15 protein-coding genes and 1 pseudogene are annotated in these 16,509 nt (G+C 67.5%); 7 read left to right on the forward strand and 9 right to left on the reverse strand.

Annotation, left to right across the window (positions count from 1 at the left end):
• Positions 1–18: 18 nt before the first annotated feature.
• Positions 19–534 (reverse strand): lytic polysaccharide monooxygenase auxiliary activity family 9 protein, encoded by a 516-nt coding sequence (locus tag BS329_RS14910; protein WP_076160919.1) that lies wholly within the window; start codon positions 532–534, stop codon positions 19–21.
• 228 nt (positions 535–762) lie between these two features.
• Positions 763–3,252 carry a CHAT domain-containing protein gene (locus tag BS329_RS14915; RefSeq protein WP_143253035.1) on the reverse strand — a complete coding sequence of 830 codons (2,490 nt, stop codon included), beginning with the start codon at positions 3,250–3,252 and terminating at the stop codon, positions 763–765.
• 766 nt (positions 3,253–4,018) lie between these two features.
• On the opposite strand from BS329_RS14915, the gene BS329_RS14920 reads away from it, so the two are divergent.
• Positions 4,019–4,669 (forward strand): hypothetical protein, encoded by a 651-nt coding sequence (locus BS329_RS14920; RefSeq protein WP_076160924.1) that lies wholly within the window; start codon positions 4,019–4,021, stop codon positions 4,667–4,669.
• Between the two features lie 22 nt (positions 4,670–4,691).
• Positions 4,692–5,036, forward strand: coding sequence for a hypothetical protein (locus tag BS329_RS14925; RefSeq protein WP_244197162.1), 345 nt, complete (start codon positions 4,692–4,694; stop codon positions 5,034–5,036).
• Between the two features lie 98 nt (positions 5,037–5,134).
• On the opposite strand, the gene BS329_RS14930 is transcribed toward BS329_RS14925, so the two are convergent.
• Positions 5,135–5,593: a hypothetical protein gene (locus tag BS329_RS14930; RefSeq protein ID WP_076160930.1), complete on the reverse strand. Its 459-nt coding sequence runs from the start codon at positions 5,591–5,593 to the stop codon at positions 5,135–5,137.
• A 154-nt stretch (positions 5,594–5,747) separates the two neighbouring features.
• Between BS329_RS14930 and BS329_RS45170 the strand changes: the two are divergent.
• Both BS329_RS45170 and BS329_RS14940 read left to right on the forward strand, forming a co-directional pair.
• A pseudogene (locus tag BS329_RS45170) lies at positions 5,748–6,633 on the forward strand (ABC transporter ATP-binding protein).
• Positions 6,623–7,447 (forward strand): ABC transporter permease, encoded by an 825-nt coding sequence (locus BS329_RS14940; protein WP_076160933.1) that lies wholly within the window; start codon positions 6,623–6,625, stop codon positions 7,445–7,447. The pseudogene BS329_RS45170 and the gene BS329_RS14940 overlap by 11 nt, the downstream one beginning before the upstream one ends.
• A 56-nt stretch (positions 7,448–7,503) precedes the next feature.
• Here BS329_RS14940 and BS329_RS14945 read toward each other — a convergent pair whose 3' ends face one another.
• The 3 genes from BS329_RS14945 to BS329_RS14955 all read right to left on the reverse strand — a co-directional run bounded on the left by BS329_RS14945 (position 7,504) and on the right by BS329_RS14955 (position 9,574).
• Positions 7,504–8,361 (reverse strand): oxidoreductase, encoded by an 858-nt coding sequence (locus BS329_RS14945; RefSeq protein WP_076160935.1) that lies wholly within the window; start codon positions 8,359–8,361, stop codon positions 7,504–7,506.
• Between the two features lie 86 nt (positions 8,362–8,447).
• Positions 8,448–9,131, reverse strand: a complete 684-nt coding sequence (locus BS329_RS14950) for a TetR/AcrR family transcriptional regulator (RefSeq protein ID WP_076161127.1) — start codon at positions 9,129–9,131, stop codon at positions 8,448–8,450.
• Between the two features lie 29 nt (positions 9,132–9,160).
• Positions 9,161–9,574 carry a PGPGW domain-containing protein gene (locus tag BS329_RS14955; protein ID WP_076160938.1) on the reverse strand — a complete coding sequence of 138 codons (414 nt, stop codon included), beginning with the start codon at positions 9,572–9,574 and terminating at the stop codon, positions 9,161–9,163.
• Positions 9,575–9,720: 146 nt separating this feature from the next.
• On the opposite strand from BS329_RS14955, the gene BS329_RS14960 reads away from it, so the two are divergent.
• Both BS329_RS14960 and BS329_RS14965 read left to right on the forward strand, forming a co-directional pair.
• Positions 9,721–10,950, forward strand: a complete 1,230-nt coding sequence (locus tag BS329_RS14960) for an MFS transporter (protein WP_076160941.1) — start codon at positions 9,721–9,723, stop codon at positions 10,948–10,950.
• Positions 10,950–11,291 carry a YciI family protein gene (locus tag BS329_RS14965; protein ID WP_076160944.1) on the forward strand — a complete coding sequence of 114 codons (342 nt, stop codon included), beginning with the start codon at positions 10,950–10,952 and terminating at the stop codon, positions 11,289–11,291. Before BS329_RS14960 ends, BS329_RS14965 begins: the two co-directional genes overlap by 1 nt.
• A 162-nt stretch (positions 11,292–11,453) precedes the next feature.
• Here the strand turns inward: BS329_RS14965 and BS329_RS14970 are convergent, their stop codons facing one another.
• The 3 genes from BS329_RS14970 to BS329_RS14980 form a co-directional block, all read right to left on the reverse strand.
• Entirely contained in the window at positions 11,454–12,041 is a 588-nt protein-coding gene (locus tag BS329_RS14970) for an FMN reductase (RefSeq protein ID WP_076160946.1), read from the reverse strand.
• On the reverse strand, positions 12,038–13,114 hold the full coding sequence (locus BS329_RS14975; protein ID WP_076160949.1) for an LLM class flavin-dependent oxidoreductase: 1,077 nt from the start codon (positions 13,112–13,114) through the stop codon (positions 12,038–12,040). Before BS329_RS14975 ends, BS329_RS14970 begins: the two co-directional genes overlap by 4 nt.
• Before the next feature lie 152 nt (positions 13,115–13,266).
• Positions 13,267–14,208 carry a hypothetical protein gene (locus tag BS329_RS14980; RefSeq protein ID WP_244197163.1) on the reverse strand — a complete coding sequence of 314 codons (942 nt, stop codon included), beginning with the start codon at positions 14,206–14,208 and terminating at the stop codon, positions 13,267–13,269.
• A gap of 231 nt (positions 14,209–14,439) precedes the next feature.
• Between BS329_RS14980 and BS329_RS14985 the strand changes: the two genes are divergently transcribed.
• Positions 14,440–16,491 carry a DNA gyrase/topoisomerase IV subunit B gene (locus tag BS329_RS14985; protein ID WP_076160953.1) on the forward strand — a complete coding sequence of 684 codons (2,052 nt, stop codon included), beginning with the start codon at positions 14,440–14,442 and terminating at the stop codon, positions 16,489–16,491.
• The last annotated feature ends 18 nt before the right edge of the window (positions 16,492–16,509 follow it).

Raw genomic sequence — 16,509 nt, forward strand, 5'->3', positions numbered from 1 at the left:
CCCTCACGAGCCCGACGCTCAGCTGATGTTCGCGTCGATGCAGGCGTAGAACGCGTTCGCCGTGTCGTAGACGTTCCAACGGGCGAGGATCTTGTGCCGCCCGCTCTGCTGCAGGTTCACGCTGTGCGTGACCGTGGCGCCCGGCTGCGCGCCGCCGTCGTTGACGGTCGCGACCTTGGCGCCGTCGACGAAGTACTCCCACGTGCTGGTGCGGTGCCGAGCCGTGATCGTCCACCGGAACGTGGTGGTACGGCCGAGGGAATGCACCTTCCAGCCCTTGCTGTCGTTGTTGAGATCCGAGAACCGGCCGACCCCGCCGCTACAGCTCATGAGCCCCTTGGGGCCCTCTACGCTTTGCGGTTCCCATTTGATGTCACCGCAGGAAACGGTGTTCTGGGCGCACTGCGCCTGCCTGCTCGCCGGCGAGGAAACGTAGCCGTGCGCGCTGGCGGTTCCCGCCGGGATCGCGACCAGAACAGCCGGCACGGTTGCCGCACCTGCCGCCAGGGTCAAAAGCCTTCGTTTGAAGCTCATGCCTACCCCTTTCGACACCCACCGCTGACCCGGTGGCAGAACCGTCAGCTGACACGAGGTTCTTGGGCCACAGCGAGCGAAAACCAATGACGGTTGGGACCACATCCGCCAAAGCACCAAGCAGGCGAATGTGGTCTAGACCATAATTGGTTCAGACGACTCGGTCAAGAGTAACCAACCGCGCACTTGTGCCCGTGAAGATCGAACGGGGGTTGTCAAGTCGTGCGATCAGCCCGCACCCAAACAGACGAACGGTCGCCGGAACGGATCAACCGCGATGGTGTCCGCCAAGGCCGTCGCCGGTCCGGCGCCTTCGGCGAGTCCGCGGTGGTAATCGTCCATCGCGGCCGCGGCGGCCTCGTCACCGACTCGGCTCAACGGCGCGATCACCGTCCGCGAACCGCTCGCGAGCAGCGCGCTGGCGAAACCGAGGACTTCGTCGCCGGGCCGGATCCGGTTCAGCGCCAGTTCGCACGCCGCGAAGACGACCTGCGACGGCGGTTGCGCGAGCCCGGCCATCTCGTGCGCGAAGAGGGTGCCGTCGGCCAGTTCCAGCCTGGAAAACAAGGCGTTCTCAGGCTCGTGCGCGCCGTGCGCGGCGATATGCGCGAGCTTCGCGCCGTCCAGCGCGCGCAGAACCGACTTCACGGTGGCCTCCGCCCCGGCCAGCGTGTGCGCGGTCCGGTAGTGCGTGGCCAGTTTGTCCAGCTCGCCCCTGGTCCCGACGAGACCGGGACCGCGTACGAGGACGACCTTCGGCGCGCGTGACACCGTCGAACGTTCCGCGCCCAGCCACGCCGTCGCCGACGGGGCGACGACGATCGGCCGCGAGCGCAGCGCGGGCAGCACTCCCCACGGGACGGCGTACAGCGGGCCGGTCGGCACGACGACAAGGCCGCGGTCCCCGAGCAGCCCCTCCAGCGGCCGGATCAACTGGGCGTCGAGCCGTTCGGCCTGCTTCCGCGCCGAACCGAGTACCGACTGGACCAGTGGTGCGGGCAGGTGATCCGGCGCGAGGGCGTCGAGGTCGACGTTCAGCATCCGCGCGGACTCCGCCGCCAGCTCCGCCGAGCCGAGCCGCACCAGCTCGCACTGTCCGCCGGCGACCACCACGGCCACCAGGTCGTCTCCGGAGGACGCGAAACTCACCAGCGCGCGTTCTCCCAGCTCGTCGGCGACCTCGGCCAGCCGCGCGATCGGCCGCGGCCTGCCCCAGCGCCCGGTGTGCCACCCGAGCCGATGCGCTTCACGCAACCGCTCCGCGTGCTTGGCGCGCAAGGCCGCCGTCGAATGCCCGTCGTGCTGTGCCTGGTGGATCGCCTGATCGAGACCCCGGATCTCACCGACTCGCTCGGCGAGATCCGGATCGGTCGCCGCAACAGGTTCGTACCGGTAACTCTGCGCGCGGGTCCGCTCCGTCCAGCCGAACAACCGGGCCGCGTCGCCCCGCTCCAGCACGATCTTGACGGCGAGGTCCGCCAGCTCCCGGCCGTGCAACGCCGTGCCGGACACCAGTTCGAGGCCGCCCATCCGGTCGCGGACCCGGTCGAGTTCGGTGAGCCCGGCCCGGATCTCGGCCAGCGCCCTGCTCTTGTCCCCCTCGGCGACCGCGAGTTCCGCACGGCACAGGCGCCGCAGCATCCGGTAATCGACGGAAGTCAGCCGCCCCGGCCGCGGAATCCGCGCCAGCAACTCGGCGGCGCGTTTGCGTTTTCCCTTTCGCAGCTCGACCCGGACGGCGAGCATCCGCGCCAGCGCTGCCTGATCGGCGAGCCGCGGCAGCGGCATCCCGTTCGCCGCACGTAACGCGCGAGCGGTCAGGCCGGCCGGGATTTCGTTGGTACGCAGGGCATCCCGCACGTCAGCGCGAAGCCCGACGATCGTCGCGTTGGCGACACAGGTTTGGCATCCCCAGCGAAGCATCCTGCGGCGGGAAGAGGCCGCGTAGCCTCTGGCGAGTTCGAGATCATCGCTCATCAATGCCGCCGAGGCACGATACAGCTCCACGTCGGCGAGGTCACGGCTGATACCTCGCTCGGCGAGCATCGCTTCGAGAACCTCGTCGAGGTGGGCACCCGACTCTTCCGCCAGTCCCGCCGCCAGCAAGGCCTGGGCCTGCGCGAGCCGGAGCAGCGGATGCACCTCGATGTCCAGCGATCGGTAGATCCGCTCGCTCTCCTCGAAGATCTTCAGCGCGGCAGGCACATTGCCGACCCGCAGTTCGAGCGACCCGAGCGGTCGCCTGGCATCCGCCGCCTGCGACCGCATCCGATGACGCTCGGCCAATTCCATGGCCTGGGTGAGATCTTGCCGGGCCCGGCGAACATCACCCAATCGGGTATAGGCCAGGCCCCTCGTCACCAGCGTTCCGAGATACGGATCGAGTAGCGGGATCGGATCCGCCGCGGCGTCAAGCACCGTCTGCCGGAACCTAAGAGAGGAATCGAAATAAGTGATGCTCTCCTCATTGCGTCCGGCCGCCATCAAGAGCAGGGCGAAGTTGTGATCGAGCCTGCCGGAAAGGTCCGCCCGCAAAAGGGGGTCCGAGACCGAGGAGAGCAGCAGCCGGATGTCGTCGAGGCCCGCCAGCCCCGCGAACACCGCGCCGCTGGTCTCGGTACCGATCGTGGCGATGGTCGAGGCGAGCCTGATGCGAACGGTCAGCCATTCATCACGGTTCTCCGCCGACACCGGATGGATTGATTCGAGCACGGTCATTCCACGGCGAAGCAGCCGAAGAGCCTCACGCTGATGCGCCGAACAGCCCGCCTCAACGGCGGCCAGGTGCAGATCACGGGCCCTGCGAATACCCTCGAGTTCTTCGAGCTTTGTTACAGCCACTGGACTATGACAGCACACTCCGTAGCCGAAGGAATCCCGCCGCCGGGCAAAGCCCGGAGACGGGAAACTTCCCTCAGCCTGCGAAGCTGCTCACGGAGTGGGCGGGGGCGTCTGAGCGCAGCCGCCGGAGCACTCCATCAGCCGGTTGCGAAAGTGCTCGCAATCCGGGCTGTGCTCGTGTTGAGGCAGGTCAGACTTGGGCTGAGCCGGGTCGAGCGGCTCTTCCTCGCCGATGGGATCCTTGATGTCCGTAGGCGTCGACATATGTCGATCTCCTCCCCTGATGATCTTTCTTTTGTCGTGCCAGGCGACCCCGTCGCACCGGGTCCCCTCGAATCGCAGGCCCTCTTCCTGCGAATGGGGCAATAGTGCCACAACGGAGCAGTGATCGGGAGTTTTTACCTACACTGAGTCATCTCAGGCATCCGATAGGGGGATGCTTCGTTAGCGAACCTCACGACCTGTGCGAAACGGCGGAACACGGCGCCCCTCCTTCCGCGATCGCCTCGGCAAACTGGCCAAGATCACTGAGCCATCCGGCCTAATATCCAAAAATTCTTGTGCCACAAGGGTTTCCGACCGCAAAAGCCGGGCACTTACGGCCTGTCGGGGGTTGACCGGCGAATATCCGGAGGAGATAACGATGCCAACGTGGTTGGTCATCATCATCGTCATCGCCGCGGTCCTGGTGGTGGGAGCCGCAGCTTGGTTCGTCATCCAGGGGCAGCGCAGGCGGCGATTGCAAGAGACGTTCGGGCCCGAGTACGAGCGTGCCGTCAAGGAACACGAGAACCCGCGGGAAGCCGAACGTGACCTCACGTCGCGGATGAAACGTCATTCGGATCTCGACATCCGGCCGCTGCCGTCGTCCACAAAGGACCGCTACGCGCAGGAATGGGCACTGATCCAGGAACAGTTCGTCGACCGTCCGTCCGGCGCCGTCGTCGAGGCGGACCGGGTACTGGTCTCCCTGATGGCCGAGCGCGGTTACCCGACCGAAGGGTACGACCAGCAGCTCGCGGATCTGTCCGTCCGGCACGCGAACGCGTTGCGGCACTACCGCGCCGGGCACGACACGCTGGAGCGTCATCGGGAAACGGAAATGTCCACAGAGGACATGCGTGAAGCGATGAAGCACTACCGAGAGGTGTTCGAAGATCTTTTGACCGACGACGGTGGCGAAGGAGCGAAGAGTCATGGAAAACAGGCCTCTGGGAACCGAGGGAACGGAACCGCGGACAGCGGAAAGCGTCGCGGGGACGACGGACCGGCCCGACGGGGAACGGACCGCTGACGGCGGCGACTCCGGGCACACCTTGAGCACCGAAGACCTGGTGGCGGCGGATCCCGGGCGCACCACCGAAGCGGCGCCCGAACGTCGTGACGAGGACGAGGCACAGACGTTGTTCGACAACGTCGACGTGGACCGGTTCCGGGACAGCTGGCAGGGCATCCAGACGGCCTTCGTGGACGATCCGCAGCGAGCGGTCAAGGAGGCCGACGAGCTGGTCGCCGTCGTGATCCAGAACCTGGCCACGACGTTCGCGGACCACAAGAAGGAACTGGAATCCGCGTGGAGCCACGGCGAACCGGCCACCGAGGATCTCCGGATCGCGCTGCGCCGTTACCGCTCGTTCTTCAACCAGCTACTCAAGGCGTAACCACTTAGGGCTGGGTCCGCCGTGAAGGACTCCTTGAGAGACCCAGGGTCTTTCAAGGAGTCCTTCACGGACTTCAGCCTAGGTTGGAAACGACCGTTTCACGCGCCGGTGGTCGATCCCGGCCGCACGATCATCAGTACCGTCACCACCGCCCACAGCAGGTTGAACACGCCGGTGTACATCGCCACGCGCCCGGCCGTCAGCGGTTCCGACGGCGGCTGGGCGCCCAGGTCCGCGAGGATCGCGTTCTGCCCCGGCAGCACGAGCAGCGCCAGCACACCGGCGGCCGCGGCGGTGAGGACGATCGACACGAGCACCCACACGTCGCCGAATACCCGCATGCTGCCCGCGGTCGCCAGCCCGAAGAACGGCACAGCCAGCCCGAAGATCGCGTACACCCGGCAGATCCGGTTGAGCAGACGCGGCACGGACAGCCCGGAACCCGGATCGGCGTACGCGCGCCGGGCGGCGGCCGGGAACATACTCGCGGCGACGGTCACCGGACCGATCGCGATGACGGCGGCCAGCACATGCAGGATCAAGAGAACTTTCGACACGCTGCCGAGCCTAAGATCGGCGCCCGGGCACCCGATACGGGTGTTTCCGACAGATGTCGCAGGATTCCGGACACGCCCTACGCCCGATGACGTACGTCAAGTGCCGCCTGGGAACGGATGTGGCGCGGCCTCGCTCGGATCACCCTTGGTCACCATGAACATTCCCGTGGACACAGACGAACTCACGAAACGGTACGGCGAGCACCTCGCCGTCGACCGGATGAATCTGACCGTGCTGCCCGGTGAGATCTACGGCTTCCTCGGCCCGAACGGCGCGGGCAAGACGACGACGTTGCGGATGCTGCTGGGGCTCGTCCGGCAGCGTGCGGCTGTTCGGGAGACCACCTGGCGACCTCGACGGTGTCGGCGCGCTGATCGAATCACCCGGCTTCTACCCGTATCTGTCCGGTTCGGACAACCTGAAGGTGCTGGCCCGGTACAGCGGAACGGACCCGCTCCGCGTCGGTGAAGTGCTCGCGCTGGTCGATCTCACCGATCGAGGCAAAGACCGGTACTCGGCCTACTCCCTCGGCATGAAGCAGCGGCTGGGTGTCGCGGCCGCGCTGCTGAAGGATCCGCGGCTGCTGATCCTCGACGAGCCGACCAACGGGCTCGACCCGGCGGGGATGGCCGACATGCGTGTGCTGATCCGGCGGCTCGGCGCGGAAGGCTGCACCGTGCTGCTGTCGAGCCATCTGCTGGGCGAGGTCCAGCAGATCTGCGACCGCGTCGGCATCGTTTCCCGCGGACGGCTGGTCGCGGAGAACACGGTCGCCGAACTCCGCGGCGGCACGGTGCTGCACATCGAAACCGACGAGATCCTGCGGGCCACCGATCTGGTGAAGCACTGGATCGGCGCGGAGAACGTGCGGGCGAGCGGGACCGGTCTCGACCTGACCGTCGATCCGGAGCGCGCGTCGTGGCTGAACCGCGAACTCGTCACGGAAGGGATCGCGGTGCGCGAACTGCACGTCCGCGAACGGGATCTGGAACAGGTCTTCTTCGAGCTCACCGGAGAGGTGGCAGGTCATGTGGGGTAGCTGCACCGCCGAGCTGGCGAAACTCGTCAAGCGTCCGGCGAACTGGTTCCTGCTCGGGATCGCGGTCGTGCTCGGGCTGACGTTCACCTATCTGCTGCCGCTGGCCGGCGCGGCGGGCTCGTCGAGCGGGGCGCCCGGTACGGATCGCGGACTGGCCGCGACCATGCCGTCGAATCTGGTCGGCAACTCGATCGGCGGGCTGCCGGTGTTCCTCGGCGCGATCATGCTGGTGATCGGCGTGCTGGCCGTCGGCACCGAATACGGCTGGAGCACGTGGAAGACCTTGCTGACACAAGGCCCTTCACGGCTGACCGTCTACAGTGGAAAGTTGTTCGCGCTGGCCGTCGCGACGCTGACCGTCGTGCTGACGAGCTTCGCGACCGGTGCGGTCACGAGCGCGATCATCGCTTCCTCGGAGGGCAGGCCGATGAACTGGCCCGCGTCCGGCGAGATCCTCACCGGCATCGGGGCGGGCTGGCTGATCGCGATGACCTGGGCGGTGCTCGGCGCGGCGCTCGCCATCGCGATGCGCGGGGTGGCGCTGCCGATCGGGCTCGGCCTGGTGTGGCTGCTGGTGGTCCAGAATCTGCTTTTCGGGGTCGCGGCCCCGCTGCTGGACTGGGTCGACACACTCCAGCGGGCCCTGCCGGGAGCCAACGCCGGTTCGCTGGCCGCGTCGCTCGGTGCCTCGGGCGCGACACCGGGAGTCGGGGAACTCGTCGGTGTCTCCCAGGCGACGCTGGTGGTCGCCGGGTACCTGCTGGTCTTCGCCGGTCTCGGCGGCTGGCTGCTGCGGCGCCGGGATGTCCTCTGACAGTCCGTGAAAGCCTCCTTGAGGGACCCAGAGTCCTCAAGGAGGCTTTCACGGACTTAGGCGAGGGCGTCGAGGTCCGCGATGACGTCCGCGGGCAGTTCGAGCTTCGCGGCGGCGATGTTCTCGTGCAGGTGCGACACCGAGGACGTGCCGGGGATCAGCAGGATGTTCGGCGACCGCTGGAGCAGCCACGCGAGCGCGACCTGCATCGGCGTCGCGCCGGCACGGCGGGCGCAGTCGTCGAGCACGCCGGACTGCAGCGGGGTGAACCCGCCGAGCGGGAAGTACGGCACGAACGGGATGGTGATGGCCGCGAGCGCGTCGAGCAGTCCGTCGTTGGCGCGGTTCGCGACGTTGTACTCGTTCTGCACGCAGACGACCGGCGCGATGGAGCGGGCTTCCTTGACCTGTTCCGCCGAGACGTGACTCAGGCCGAGGTGCCGGATCAAGCCCTGCTGCTGGAGTTCGGCGAGAACCTCGAACGGCTCGGTGACCGAGACCGGGATCGGGAAGACGCCGTGCTCCCCGGCGAGCCGAAGGTTGACGACGTCGAGGACGTCGACGCCGAGATTGCGAAGGTTGTCGTGGACCGCGGAGGTCAGCTCCGCACGCGAGAGCGCCGAAGGCCACCCCTTGTCCGGAGTCCGCTTCGCGCCGACCTTCGTGACGATGTGCAGGTTCTCCGGGTACGGGTGCAGCGCCTCGCGGATCAGCTCGTTGACCGTGTGCGGGCCGTAGAAGTCGCTGGTGTCGATGTGGGTCACGCCCAGTTCGACCGCCTCGCGGAGGACGGCGATCGCGGTTTCGCGGTCACTCGGCGGCCCCCAGATGCCGGGGCCGGACAGCCGCATGGCGCCGTAGCCCATCCGGCTCACGGTGAGATCGCCGAGGGTGAAGGTGCCGCCTGGGCTCATGATTGCTCCTTGTGCGAGTGGGCTCCCCTCACCTTAAGCAGGACCTGCCGGCCCTGCGCGTGCGGGAAGGGAGCAAGGGACCTTTGCTATCGCCCGGTGCTCTGACCTGCGCGAACGACCATTCCGACCAGCTGGTTCGCCAGTCCTTCGGTCAGCCCGTCGACGAACATGTCGCGGCCGGCGGGTACTCCCCGTTCGGCCAGGACCGTGGCGACGGCCTCGCTCGGGTTCGCGTAGGGCCACAGTCCCGCGACGAGGATGAAGACGGCCTTCGCGAAGTGTCCGGCCGCTTCGGCGTCCAGGGGGACCTGGGAGCAAACGACGGCCGCGAGCCGTTCGGTCCGTTCACCCGCCCGGGTCTTGAACGCCCGGGCGGTCTCCACGGAGATGTTGCGTTCGAGCACGGCGGCCATCGTGCTGATCAGCTCGCACAGCAGGCGCTGCCGCGAGATCGACGTCGCGATGACAGTCGCGACGCGCACTTCGCGCTCGTAACCAGCCTTCGCGTCGTCAGGGATGCTCAGTTCGCTTTCAAGCTCCTCGAGCCACGCGAGCCAGATCGAGTCGAGGACTTCCAGGAAGATCGCCTCGCGACTGTCGAAATACCGCAGCACGTTCGACTTCGCCAGGCCGACATGATCGCTCAGTTCCCGCAGGCTGATCTGCGAGACGGGCCGCTCGGCCAGAAGTTCGCGCGCGGCCCCGAGGATCGCCGCGCGCCGGGCCTCCACCTGTTCCGGACGCCGGGCGCGCAGGAAATCGGGGGACACGCGCCGCACGGTACCAGACCACCCGGCTGTTATTCGGCCTTCGCGGCCTTCCTGTCCCGCACCCGCTTGTAGCTCCAGATCAGCAGGGCGAACAGGATGATCCCGGACAGGATCAGGCTCGAACCGGTGCTCCAGCCGCCGAGCGGCAGGCCGGGCACGAGTCCCCAGACGACCCCCGCGGCCAGCAGCGCGAGCCCGGCCAGCACCGAACCGGCGATGCGCAGCGGAGAGGAAACGCTGTCCTCGGCCGCCTTCATCGCCCTGTCGCGGATGGGGTCGACGTATTTCTCCACCGCCGGGAATTCCGAGGCCAGCACCAGCAGACCCGCGAGCACGAGCAGCAGGCCCGGTCCGGGTAGCACGAGGAGTGCGATGCCGACCAGCAGGAGTATGACGCCCGCGATCAGGATCAGCACCTGCCTCACGGGTTTTCCGATGCCCACCGTTTTCTCCTCGCCGTCGTGTTCACTCCGATTGTGCCGGTAACGCGCTGCTCCCGCCCGGTTCGAAGACTTTTCGGCGGATCGGTCTGTTTCGCGCGAGGCCGTTCGTCGGGGTGGTGAACCACCCCCGAAGGACGGAGGCACGCATGCACCCCGACCCGCGCCGATGGCGAGCGCTGGCCCTGCTCTGCACGGCCAACTTCATGGTCATCCTGGACTCGCAGATCGTCGTGCTCGCGGTGCCGTCGATCGAACGGGACCTCGGTTTCGCCAGCGGCGGGACACACTGGGTCCTCAGCGCGTACCTGCTGAGTTTCGGTCTCCTGCTCCTGCCGGGTGGCCGCGCCGCAGACCTGCTCGGCCGTCGCCGGACGTTCTCGGCCGGCACGGCGCTGTTCCTGCTCTCCTCGTTGTGGTGCGGGTTCGCCTGGAGCGACGACGTCCTCATCGCCGCCCGCGTCCTTCAGGGGATTTCGGCCGCCTTGATGGCGCCGAGCGCGCTGTCGCTGGTGATGACGACGTTCACCGACGACGGCGAACGCACCAAAGCGCTCGCCGCGTGGTCGGGAGTCGGCGGCTTCGGCGCCACGGCGGCGCTGCTCATCGGCGGGACGCTGACGCGGGCGTTCGGCTGGGAGTGGGTGTTCTTCCTGAACATCCCGGTCGCGCTGATCCTGCTCGTGGCCACACCGGCACTGCTGAACGAGAGCCGTGACGCGTCCCGGCGCGGAGCACCGCTGATCCCGCTGCGGATCTTCTCGTCGCGGATGCTCACCGGCGGCAACCTGGTGATGCTCACCAGCGCGATGGGCGCGTTCGCGGTCTCGTTCCTGATTTCGCGCTACGCCCAGGAAGTACTCGGCTATTCGCCGCTGCTGTTCGGCGTCGCGACCGCGGTGCTGCCGGTGATGGCGGTCGTCGGGGCGTACGGCGGGCAGGCGCTGATCCCCAAGATCGGTGTCCGGGGCCTGGCGGCCGCGGGCACGGTGCTGCTCGGCGCCGGCTGCCTGACGCTGGCCGGTGTCTCACCGGACGGCACCTACCTGACGGATCTGCTACCCGGCCTCGCCGCTTTCGGGCTCGGACTGGGCGCGGCCACGGTCGCCGGGCCGATGGCCGCGCTGGGCGGCGTCGACGCCGGGGACACCGGGCTCGCGTCCGGCATCACCACCGCCGCCTTCCAACTCGGCGGCGCGCTCGGCGTCTCGGTAGCCTCGGCCGTGTCGGCGGCCGTCACCGGGGCCGCGACGTCGGCGGAAGCCGTGACCGGTGGCTTCAGCGCGGGCTTCGTGGCCGCCGCCTGCTTCGCGGCACTGGGCCTGGCGATCGCTCTTGCGGCGCTGCGGCCCGAAAAAGCCCTGGCGATGGAGGACTGATGCGCTACCTGTTACTGATCTGCGGGAGCCCGTACCCCGGCACGGACGGCTGCGACGACCCGCTCGACGAAAAGACGCAGGCGTGGGTCGACGAGATGACCGCTCGCGGCGTCCGGCTGTCCGGCAGCAGGCTCCGCTCGACGGCCACCGCGACCACCGTGCGTCACCGCGAGGGCGAACTGCTCGTCTCGGACGGGCCGTTCGCGGAGACGAAGGAACAGATCCTCGGCTACGACCTGATCGAGTGCGCCGACCTCGACGAGGCGATCGAGGTCGCGTCGAAGCATCCGGTCACGAAGTTCGCGACCATCGAGATCCGGCCGATCTGGCCGACCCCCTGAGCTTCGTGTCGTACCGGCGCCATGGCCGCCGTAAGTACATGAAGGCCCCCTTACTTGCGCCTAGGTACAGGAAGGGGTCCTTCATGTACTTGGAGCGGGCTGACCCACTGGACCGGCCGATCACCGCCGCTGCCGAGCCCGGCGATAGCAAAGGTCCCTTGCTCACTCCCCCGCGGCCAGCAGCTGCTCAAAGGGCACGAACCCGCTGTCCGGAGCCGCCACCGGAGCCCCCTCCGAGGACAGCCGAGCCGCGAACTCCCGCCCAGCCCTCGAAGCCCGCACGTCGAGATCGCCCGGAGACGCCCAGTCCGACGAAGCCGCGTACACCGCCGTCGCCACAGGCTCGGCGCGAAGGTAGGCGAAGAGCGGACGCAAGGCGAAGTCGAGCACCAGCGAGTGCCGTTCGGTCCCGCCGGTGGCGCCGATCAGCACCGGCTTCCCGTCGAGCGCCTTCTGGTCCAGTACGTCGAAGAACGACTTGAACAGTCCGCTGTACGAGGCGGTGAACACCGGCGTCACGGCGATCAGGCCGTCCGCGGCGGTCACCGTGTCGATGGCCGCACGCAGTGCCGGGGAAGGAAACCCGGTCAGCATGTTCTTCGTGACGTCGATGGCCAGGTCACGCAGTTCGATCACCTCGATGTCCACGTTCGGCAGCACCGAGGAAACCGCCGTGGCGAGTTTGTCCGCGAGCAACCGGGTCGAGGACGGCTGGCTCAACCCCGCCGTCACGACAGCGATCGTGGTCATACGGTCACCCCCGAAGAAAGCGAAGCGTGCGTAGGAGCTTCAGGCACGTGAGCGGGACGAAGCGAGTCGAGTTCCTTACGCAGCACCGGAATCACGTGCTCGCCCAGCAGGTCGAGCTGCTCCAGCACGGTCTTCAACGGCAGTCCGGCGTGGTCCATCAGGAACAGCTGGCGCTGGTAGTCGCCGAAGTGCTCGCGGAAGGTCAGCGTCTTGTCGATCACCTCTTGCGGGCTGCCGACGGTCAGCGGCGTCTGCTCGGTGAACTCCTCCAGCGACGGCCCGTGCCCGTACACCGGCGCGTTGTCGAAGTACGGCCGGAACTCCCGCACCGCGTCCTGCGACTTCGGCCGCAGGAAGACCTGGCCGCCGAGGCCGACGATGGCCTGGTCCGCCTTGCCGTGCCCGTAGTGCTCGTACCGTTCGCGATACAGGTTGATCAGCGACTGGAAGTGCTCCTTCGGCCAGAAGATGTGGTTCGCGAAGAACCCGTCGCCGTAGTAGGCGGCCTGCTCCGCGATCTCCGGGCTGCGGATCGAACCGTGCCAGACGAACGGCGGGACACCGTCGAGCGGGCGCGGGGTCGAGGTGAACTCCTGCAACGGGGTCCGGAACTTGCCGGACCAGCTGACCACGTCCTCGCGCCACAACCGGTGCAGCAGGTGGTAGTTCTCGATGGCGAGGGGGATCCCCTGCCGGATGTCCTGCCCGAACCACGGGTACACCGGGCCGGTGTTGCCGCGCCCCATCATCAGGTCGACGCGCCCGTCGGCGAGGTGCTGGAGCATCGCGAAGTCCTCGGCGATCTTCACCGGGTCGTTCGTGGTGATCAGCGTGGTCGAGGTGGAAAGGATGAGTTTCGACGTCCGCGCGGCGATGTAGCCGAGCATCGTCGTCGGCGAAGACGGCACGAACGGCGGGTTGTGGTGCTCGCCGGTGGCGAAGACGTCGAGGCCGACCTCTTCGGCTTTGAGGGCGATCCGCACCATCGCCTTGATCCGCTCGTACTCGCTGGGTGCCTCCCCGGTGGCCGGGTCGGTCGTCACATCGCCCACCGTGAAGATTCCGAACTGCATGACCTGCTCCCTGGGCCGGGTTACTGTTGCTTGAGCGTTCAACCTCACGCGCGCAAGAAGTATTCCAGACCATCGACGCGAGCACGGCCCGCGCTGGGCGGGACCGGTCGGCAGGATCGACGCCGCCCGTCAGCACAGTGCGCTGGAGGTCCTCACCGCAGCCCTCTGATCACCGGCGTCGGGACATGCAGCCAGGCGAGGACCTCGGTCTCCTTCTCGTGCACGAGAACCTGCCGGTAGCTCATCGTGTCGAGGCCGGGGCCTCCCTGGTCCTGGACGTCCTCGTGAAACCGGTCCGAGACGAGTACGACGACGGGCGAGCTGTCCGGGGCCTCGGCGAGCGCGTCACGCAGCACCCGCGAGTCGAGCAGCCGGGCGAGCAGCACCTTCGGCCGTCCCGTCACGCCGTACTCGTCGAGCGTGACCTCTCCGGCATGGATCGCCACGCGTACCCGGATCCGCAGCGCCGGCTCGGTGACCACGTTGTACTTGGCCAGTTCCGCCGCCAGGTGCGAAAGCAGCGGGAGCAGCAGCCGGAACTTCGGGAAATGCGGCGGGACGACGACGATCATGCCGTCCCCCGTGTCCCGTTTGAGGCAGACGTCCCAGGCGATGCCGCTGGCCTCGAAGACGGTGGAGAGCAGGCCGAAGAGCATCCGCCGGACCTGGACGAAGATCTCGCTGCTGCGCCCGACCTGGCCGAAGCCGGCGATGTCGATCGAGAACAACCCGCAGTGCATGCCGGATTCGACCCACGCCGTCCGCGGCGGGTAGAGGATCTTCTTCCGCAGCACGGCGAGGTGGACGCAGGACGCGGCGATCAGCAGGATCGTGCCGAAGAACCACAGCAGGGCCGGGGCCGTCTCGACTTCTTCTTCGATCTCCACGGGCTCGAGCAGATAGAGCAGCCCGTAGGACCAGGCACCGTAGAAAAACACGAACAGCACCAGGTACGCACGGCGCAGCCGGATCGCCGCGTGCACGAACGGCAGGGGCGCGAGCAGCCCGAGTGACGCGAGGACCACCACGAAATACCAGAGACTCACGACGCGTTGAGCGGTCGAGACGCGCGTGGGACCGACCTTGACGGCCACCTTCTTCCCCCCGTCACCCTGTGACACCGGAAACGATAACGCCTCGTCCGACCCTTGAGGAAGCCGCTTCCCCGCGGCTGTGACCCGGCCACTGGGAACAGGTGTTCGCCACACCGAGAGCCTTCAGAAGAGGAAGCTGTCGGAGGAGGCGGATATCCTCCAGTACGGTGTCGCGTTGAACGCCACCGTCACGAGCAAGTTCGCGAGCCACGACTCCAGGAGAAAGACCCAGTGACTGCTGAGACCCTGTACGGGGCCGACGACCTGACGCATCTCGAGGGTCTGGAAGCGGTCCGCAAGCGTCCCGGGATGTACATCGGCTCCACCGACAGCCGCGGTATCAACCACCTGTTCTCCGAGGTCGTGGACAACTCGACCGATGAAGGTGTGGCGGGTCACGCCGCGAAGATCGTGGTCACCCTGCACGCCGACGGCAGTGTCCAGGTCGACGACGACGGCCGCGGCATCCCCACCGGCACGCACGCCAAATCCGGTTTGTCCGGTGTCGAGCTGGTGCTGACCAGGCTGCACGCCGGCGGCAAGTTCGGCGGCTCGGGCTACAAGACCTCCGGCGGCCTGCACGGCGTCGGCGCTTCGGCGGTGAACGCGCTGTCGCACCGCTTCGACGTCACGGTGAAGCAGAACGGCAAAGTGCACCAGATGTCGTTCGCGCACGGCGTCCCCGGCGTGTTCGACGGGCCCGGCCCGAAGGCGAAGTTCACCCGCAAGTCCGGGCTGAACATCACCGGGAAGATGAAGCGCGGCGAACGTTCCGGCACGTCGATCCGGTACTGGTACGACTCGCGCTACTTCGAGACCGGCGCCGTGCTCGACGTCGAAGGCGTCCGCGCGAAGATGCGCAACACCGCTTTCCTGGTCCCCGGCGTCACGTACGTCCTGCGCACCGCCGTCGACGACTCGATCAGCGAAGAGACCTTCCACTTCCCCAACGGCCTCGCCGACATGGTCGACTTCCTCGCCCCGGACAGTGAGAAACCCGTCTGCGGCACGCTGATCATCAACGGCGAGGGCACGTACAAGGAGAACGCGGCCGACGCCAGCGGTGTCATGCAGTCCAATGTGGTGCGTCACGCGGAGATCGAGGTCGCGCTGCGCTGGGGCACCGGCTACGAGCGCACGGTGGAGTGCTTCACCAACACCATCCGCAACGTGCACGGCGGCACCCATCGCCGCGGTTTCGACCGCGCGGTGCTGAAAGCCTTGCAGGACGCCATTTCCAAAACCCGCGGGCTGCTGAAACCCAAGGAAGACATGCCGACCGTCGAGGACGTCCTCGAAGGGATGACGGCGGTCGTGCACGTCCGGCTGCCGGAGCCGCAGTTCACCTCGCAGACCAAGGACGAGCTGTCCACCGCCGGGATCACCAGGGTCATCCAGGGCGTCGTCGACAAGCACATCCGCGCCTGGACCGAAGAGCGCAAGACCAAGTCCGAGGCCAAGATCGTGCTGCAGAAGGTGGTCGACGCGGCACGCGTCCGGCTCACCCAGAAGCAGCAGAAGGACGCGGCCCGGCGCAAGACCGCGCTCGAAGGCGCGGCCATGCCGCCGAAGCTGGTCGACTGCCGCACCACCGGTGTCTCCCGCAGTGAGCTGTTCCTCGTCGAGGGTGACAGCGCGCTCGGTTCGGCGCGGATGGCGCGCGTGTCCGAGTACCAGGCACTGCTTCCCTTGCGCGGCAAGATCCTCAACGTCCAGAAAGCGTCGCTGGGCGACACGTTGAAGAACGCCGAGATCGCCTCGATCGTGCAGGTGCTCGGCGCGGGCAGCGGGCGCACGTTCGACCTGACGACCATGCGCTACGGCCGGGTGATCCTGATGGCCGACGCGGACGTCGACGGTTCGCACATCCGGACGCTGCTGATCACGCTGTTCGCCAAGTACATGCGGCCGGTCATCGAGGACGGCAGGCTCTACGCCGCGATGCCGCCGCTGCACAAACTGGTCACCAAGGGCCGCAACCCGGAGACCCACTTCACCTTCACCCAGAAGGAGATGGAGACCAAGTTCGCGGCGCTGGAACGCGCGGGCAAGCAGATCGTCACGCCGGTGCCGCGGTTCAAGGGCCTCGGCGAGATGGACGCCGACGAACTGTGGGACACCACGATGAACCCGGCCACCCGCTCGGTCCGCCGCATCACCCTCGACGACGTCGAAGCCGCGGAGAACGCGCTCGAACTGTTGATGGGCGAGAAGGTCGAACCGCGCCGCAACTGGCTGGTCGAATCCTCCGACCGGGTCGACCGCGAAGCCATCGACGCCTGATTTCGTTGCTATTCAAGG

It is taken from the genome of Amycolatopsis coloradensis (assembly GCF_001953865.1).
In the GTDB taxonomy this organism is placed as follows: Bacteria; Actinomycetota; Actinomycetes; order Mycobacteriales; family Pseudonocardiaceae; genus Amycolatopsis; species Amycolatopsis coloradensis.

Coding starts and splice junctions, on each gene's coding strand:
- BS329_RS14960 (WP_076160941.1), top strand. CDS start 9,721: ATGCACCCCGACCCGCGCCGATGGCGAGCGCTGGCCCTGCTCTGCACG.
- BS329_RS14970 (WP_076160946.1), bottom strand. CDS start 12,041: ATGACCACGATCGCTGTCGTGACGGCGGGGTTGAGCCAGCCGTCCTCG.
- BS329_RS14975 (WP_076160949.1), bottom strand. CDS start 13,114: ATGCAGTTCGGAATCTTCACGGTGGGCGATGTGACGACCGACCCGGCC.
- BS329_RS14915 (WP_143253035.1), bottom strand. CDS start 3,252: ATGACCGTGCTCGAATCAATCCATCCGGTGTCGGCGGAGAACCGTGAT.
- BS329_RS14965 (WP_076160944.1), top strand. CDS start 10,950: ATGCGCTACCTGTTACTGATCTGCGGGAGCCCGTACCCCGGCACGGAC.
- BS329_RS14940 (WP_076160933.1), top strand. CDS start 6,623: ATGTGGGGTAGCTGCACCGCCGAGCTGGCGAAACTCGTCAAGCGTCCG.
- BS329_RS14945 (WP_076160935.1), bottom strand. CDS start 8,361: ATGAGCCCAGGCGGCACCTTCACCCTCGGCGATCTCACCGTGAGCCGG.
- BS329_RS14910 (WP_076160919.1), bottom strand. CDS start 534: ATGAGCTTCAAACGAAGGCTTTTGACCCTGGCGGCAGGTGCGGCAACC.
- BS329_RS14920 (WP_076160924.1), top strand. CDS start 4,019: ATGCCAACGTGGTTGGTCATCATCATCGTCATCGCCGCGGTCCTGGTG.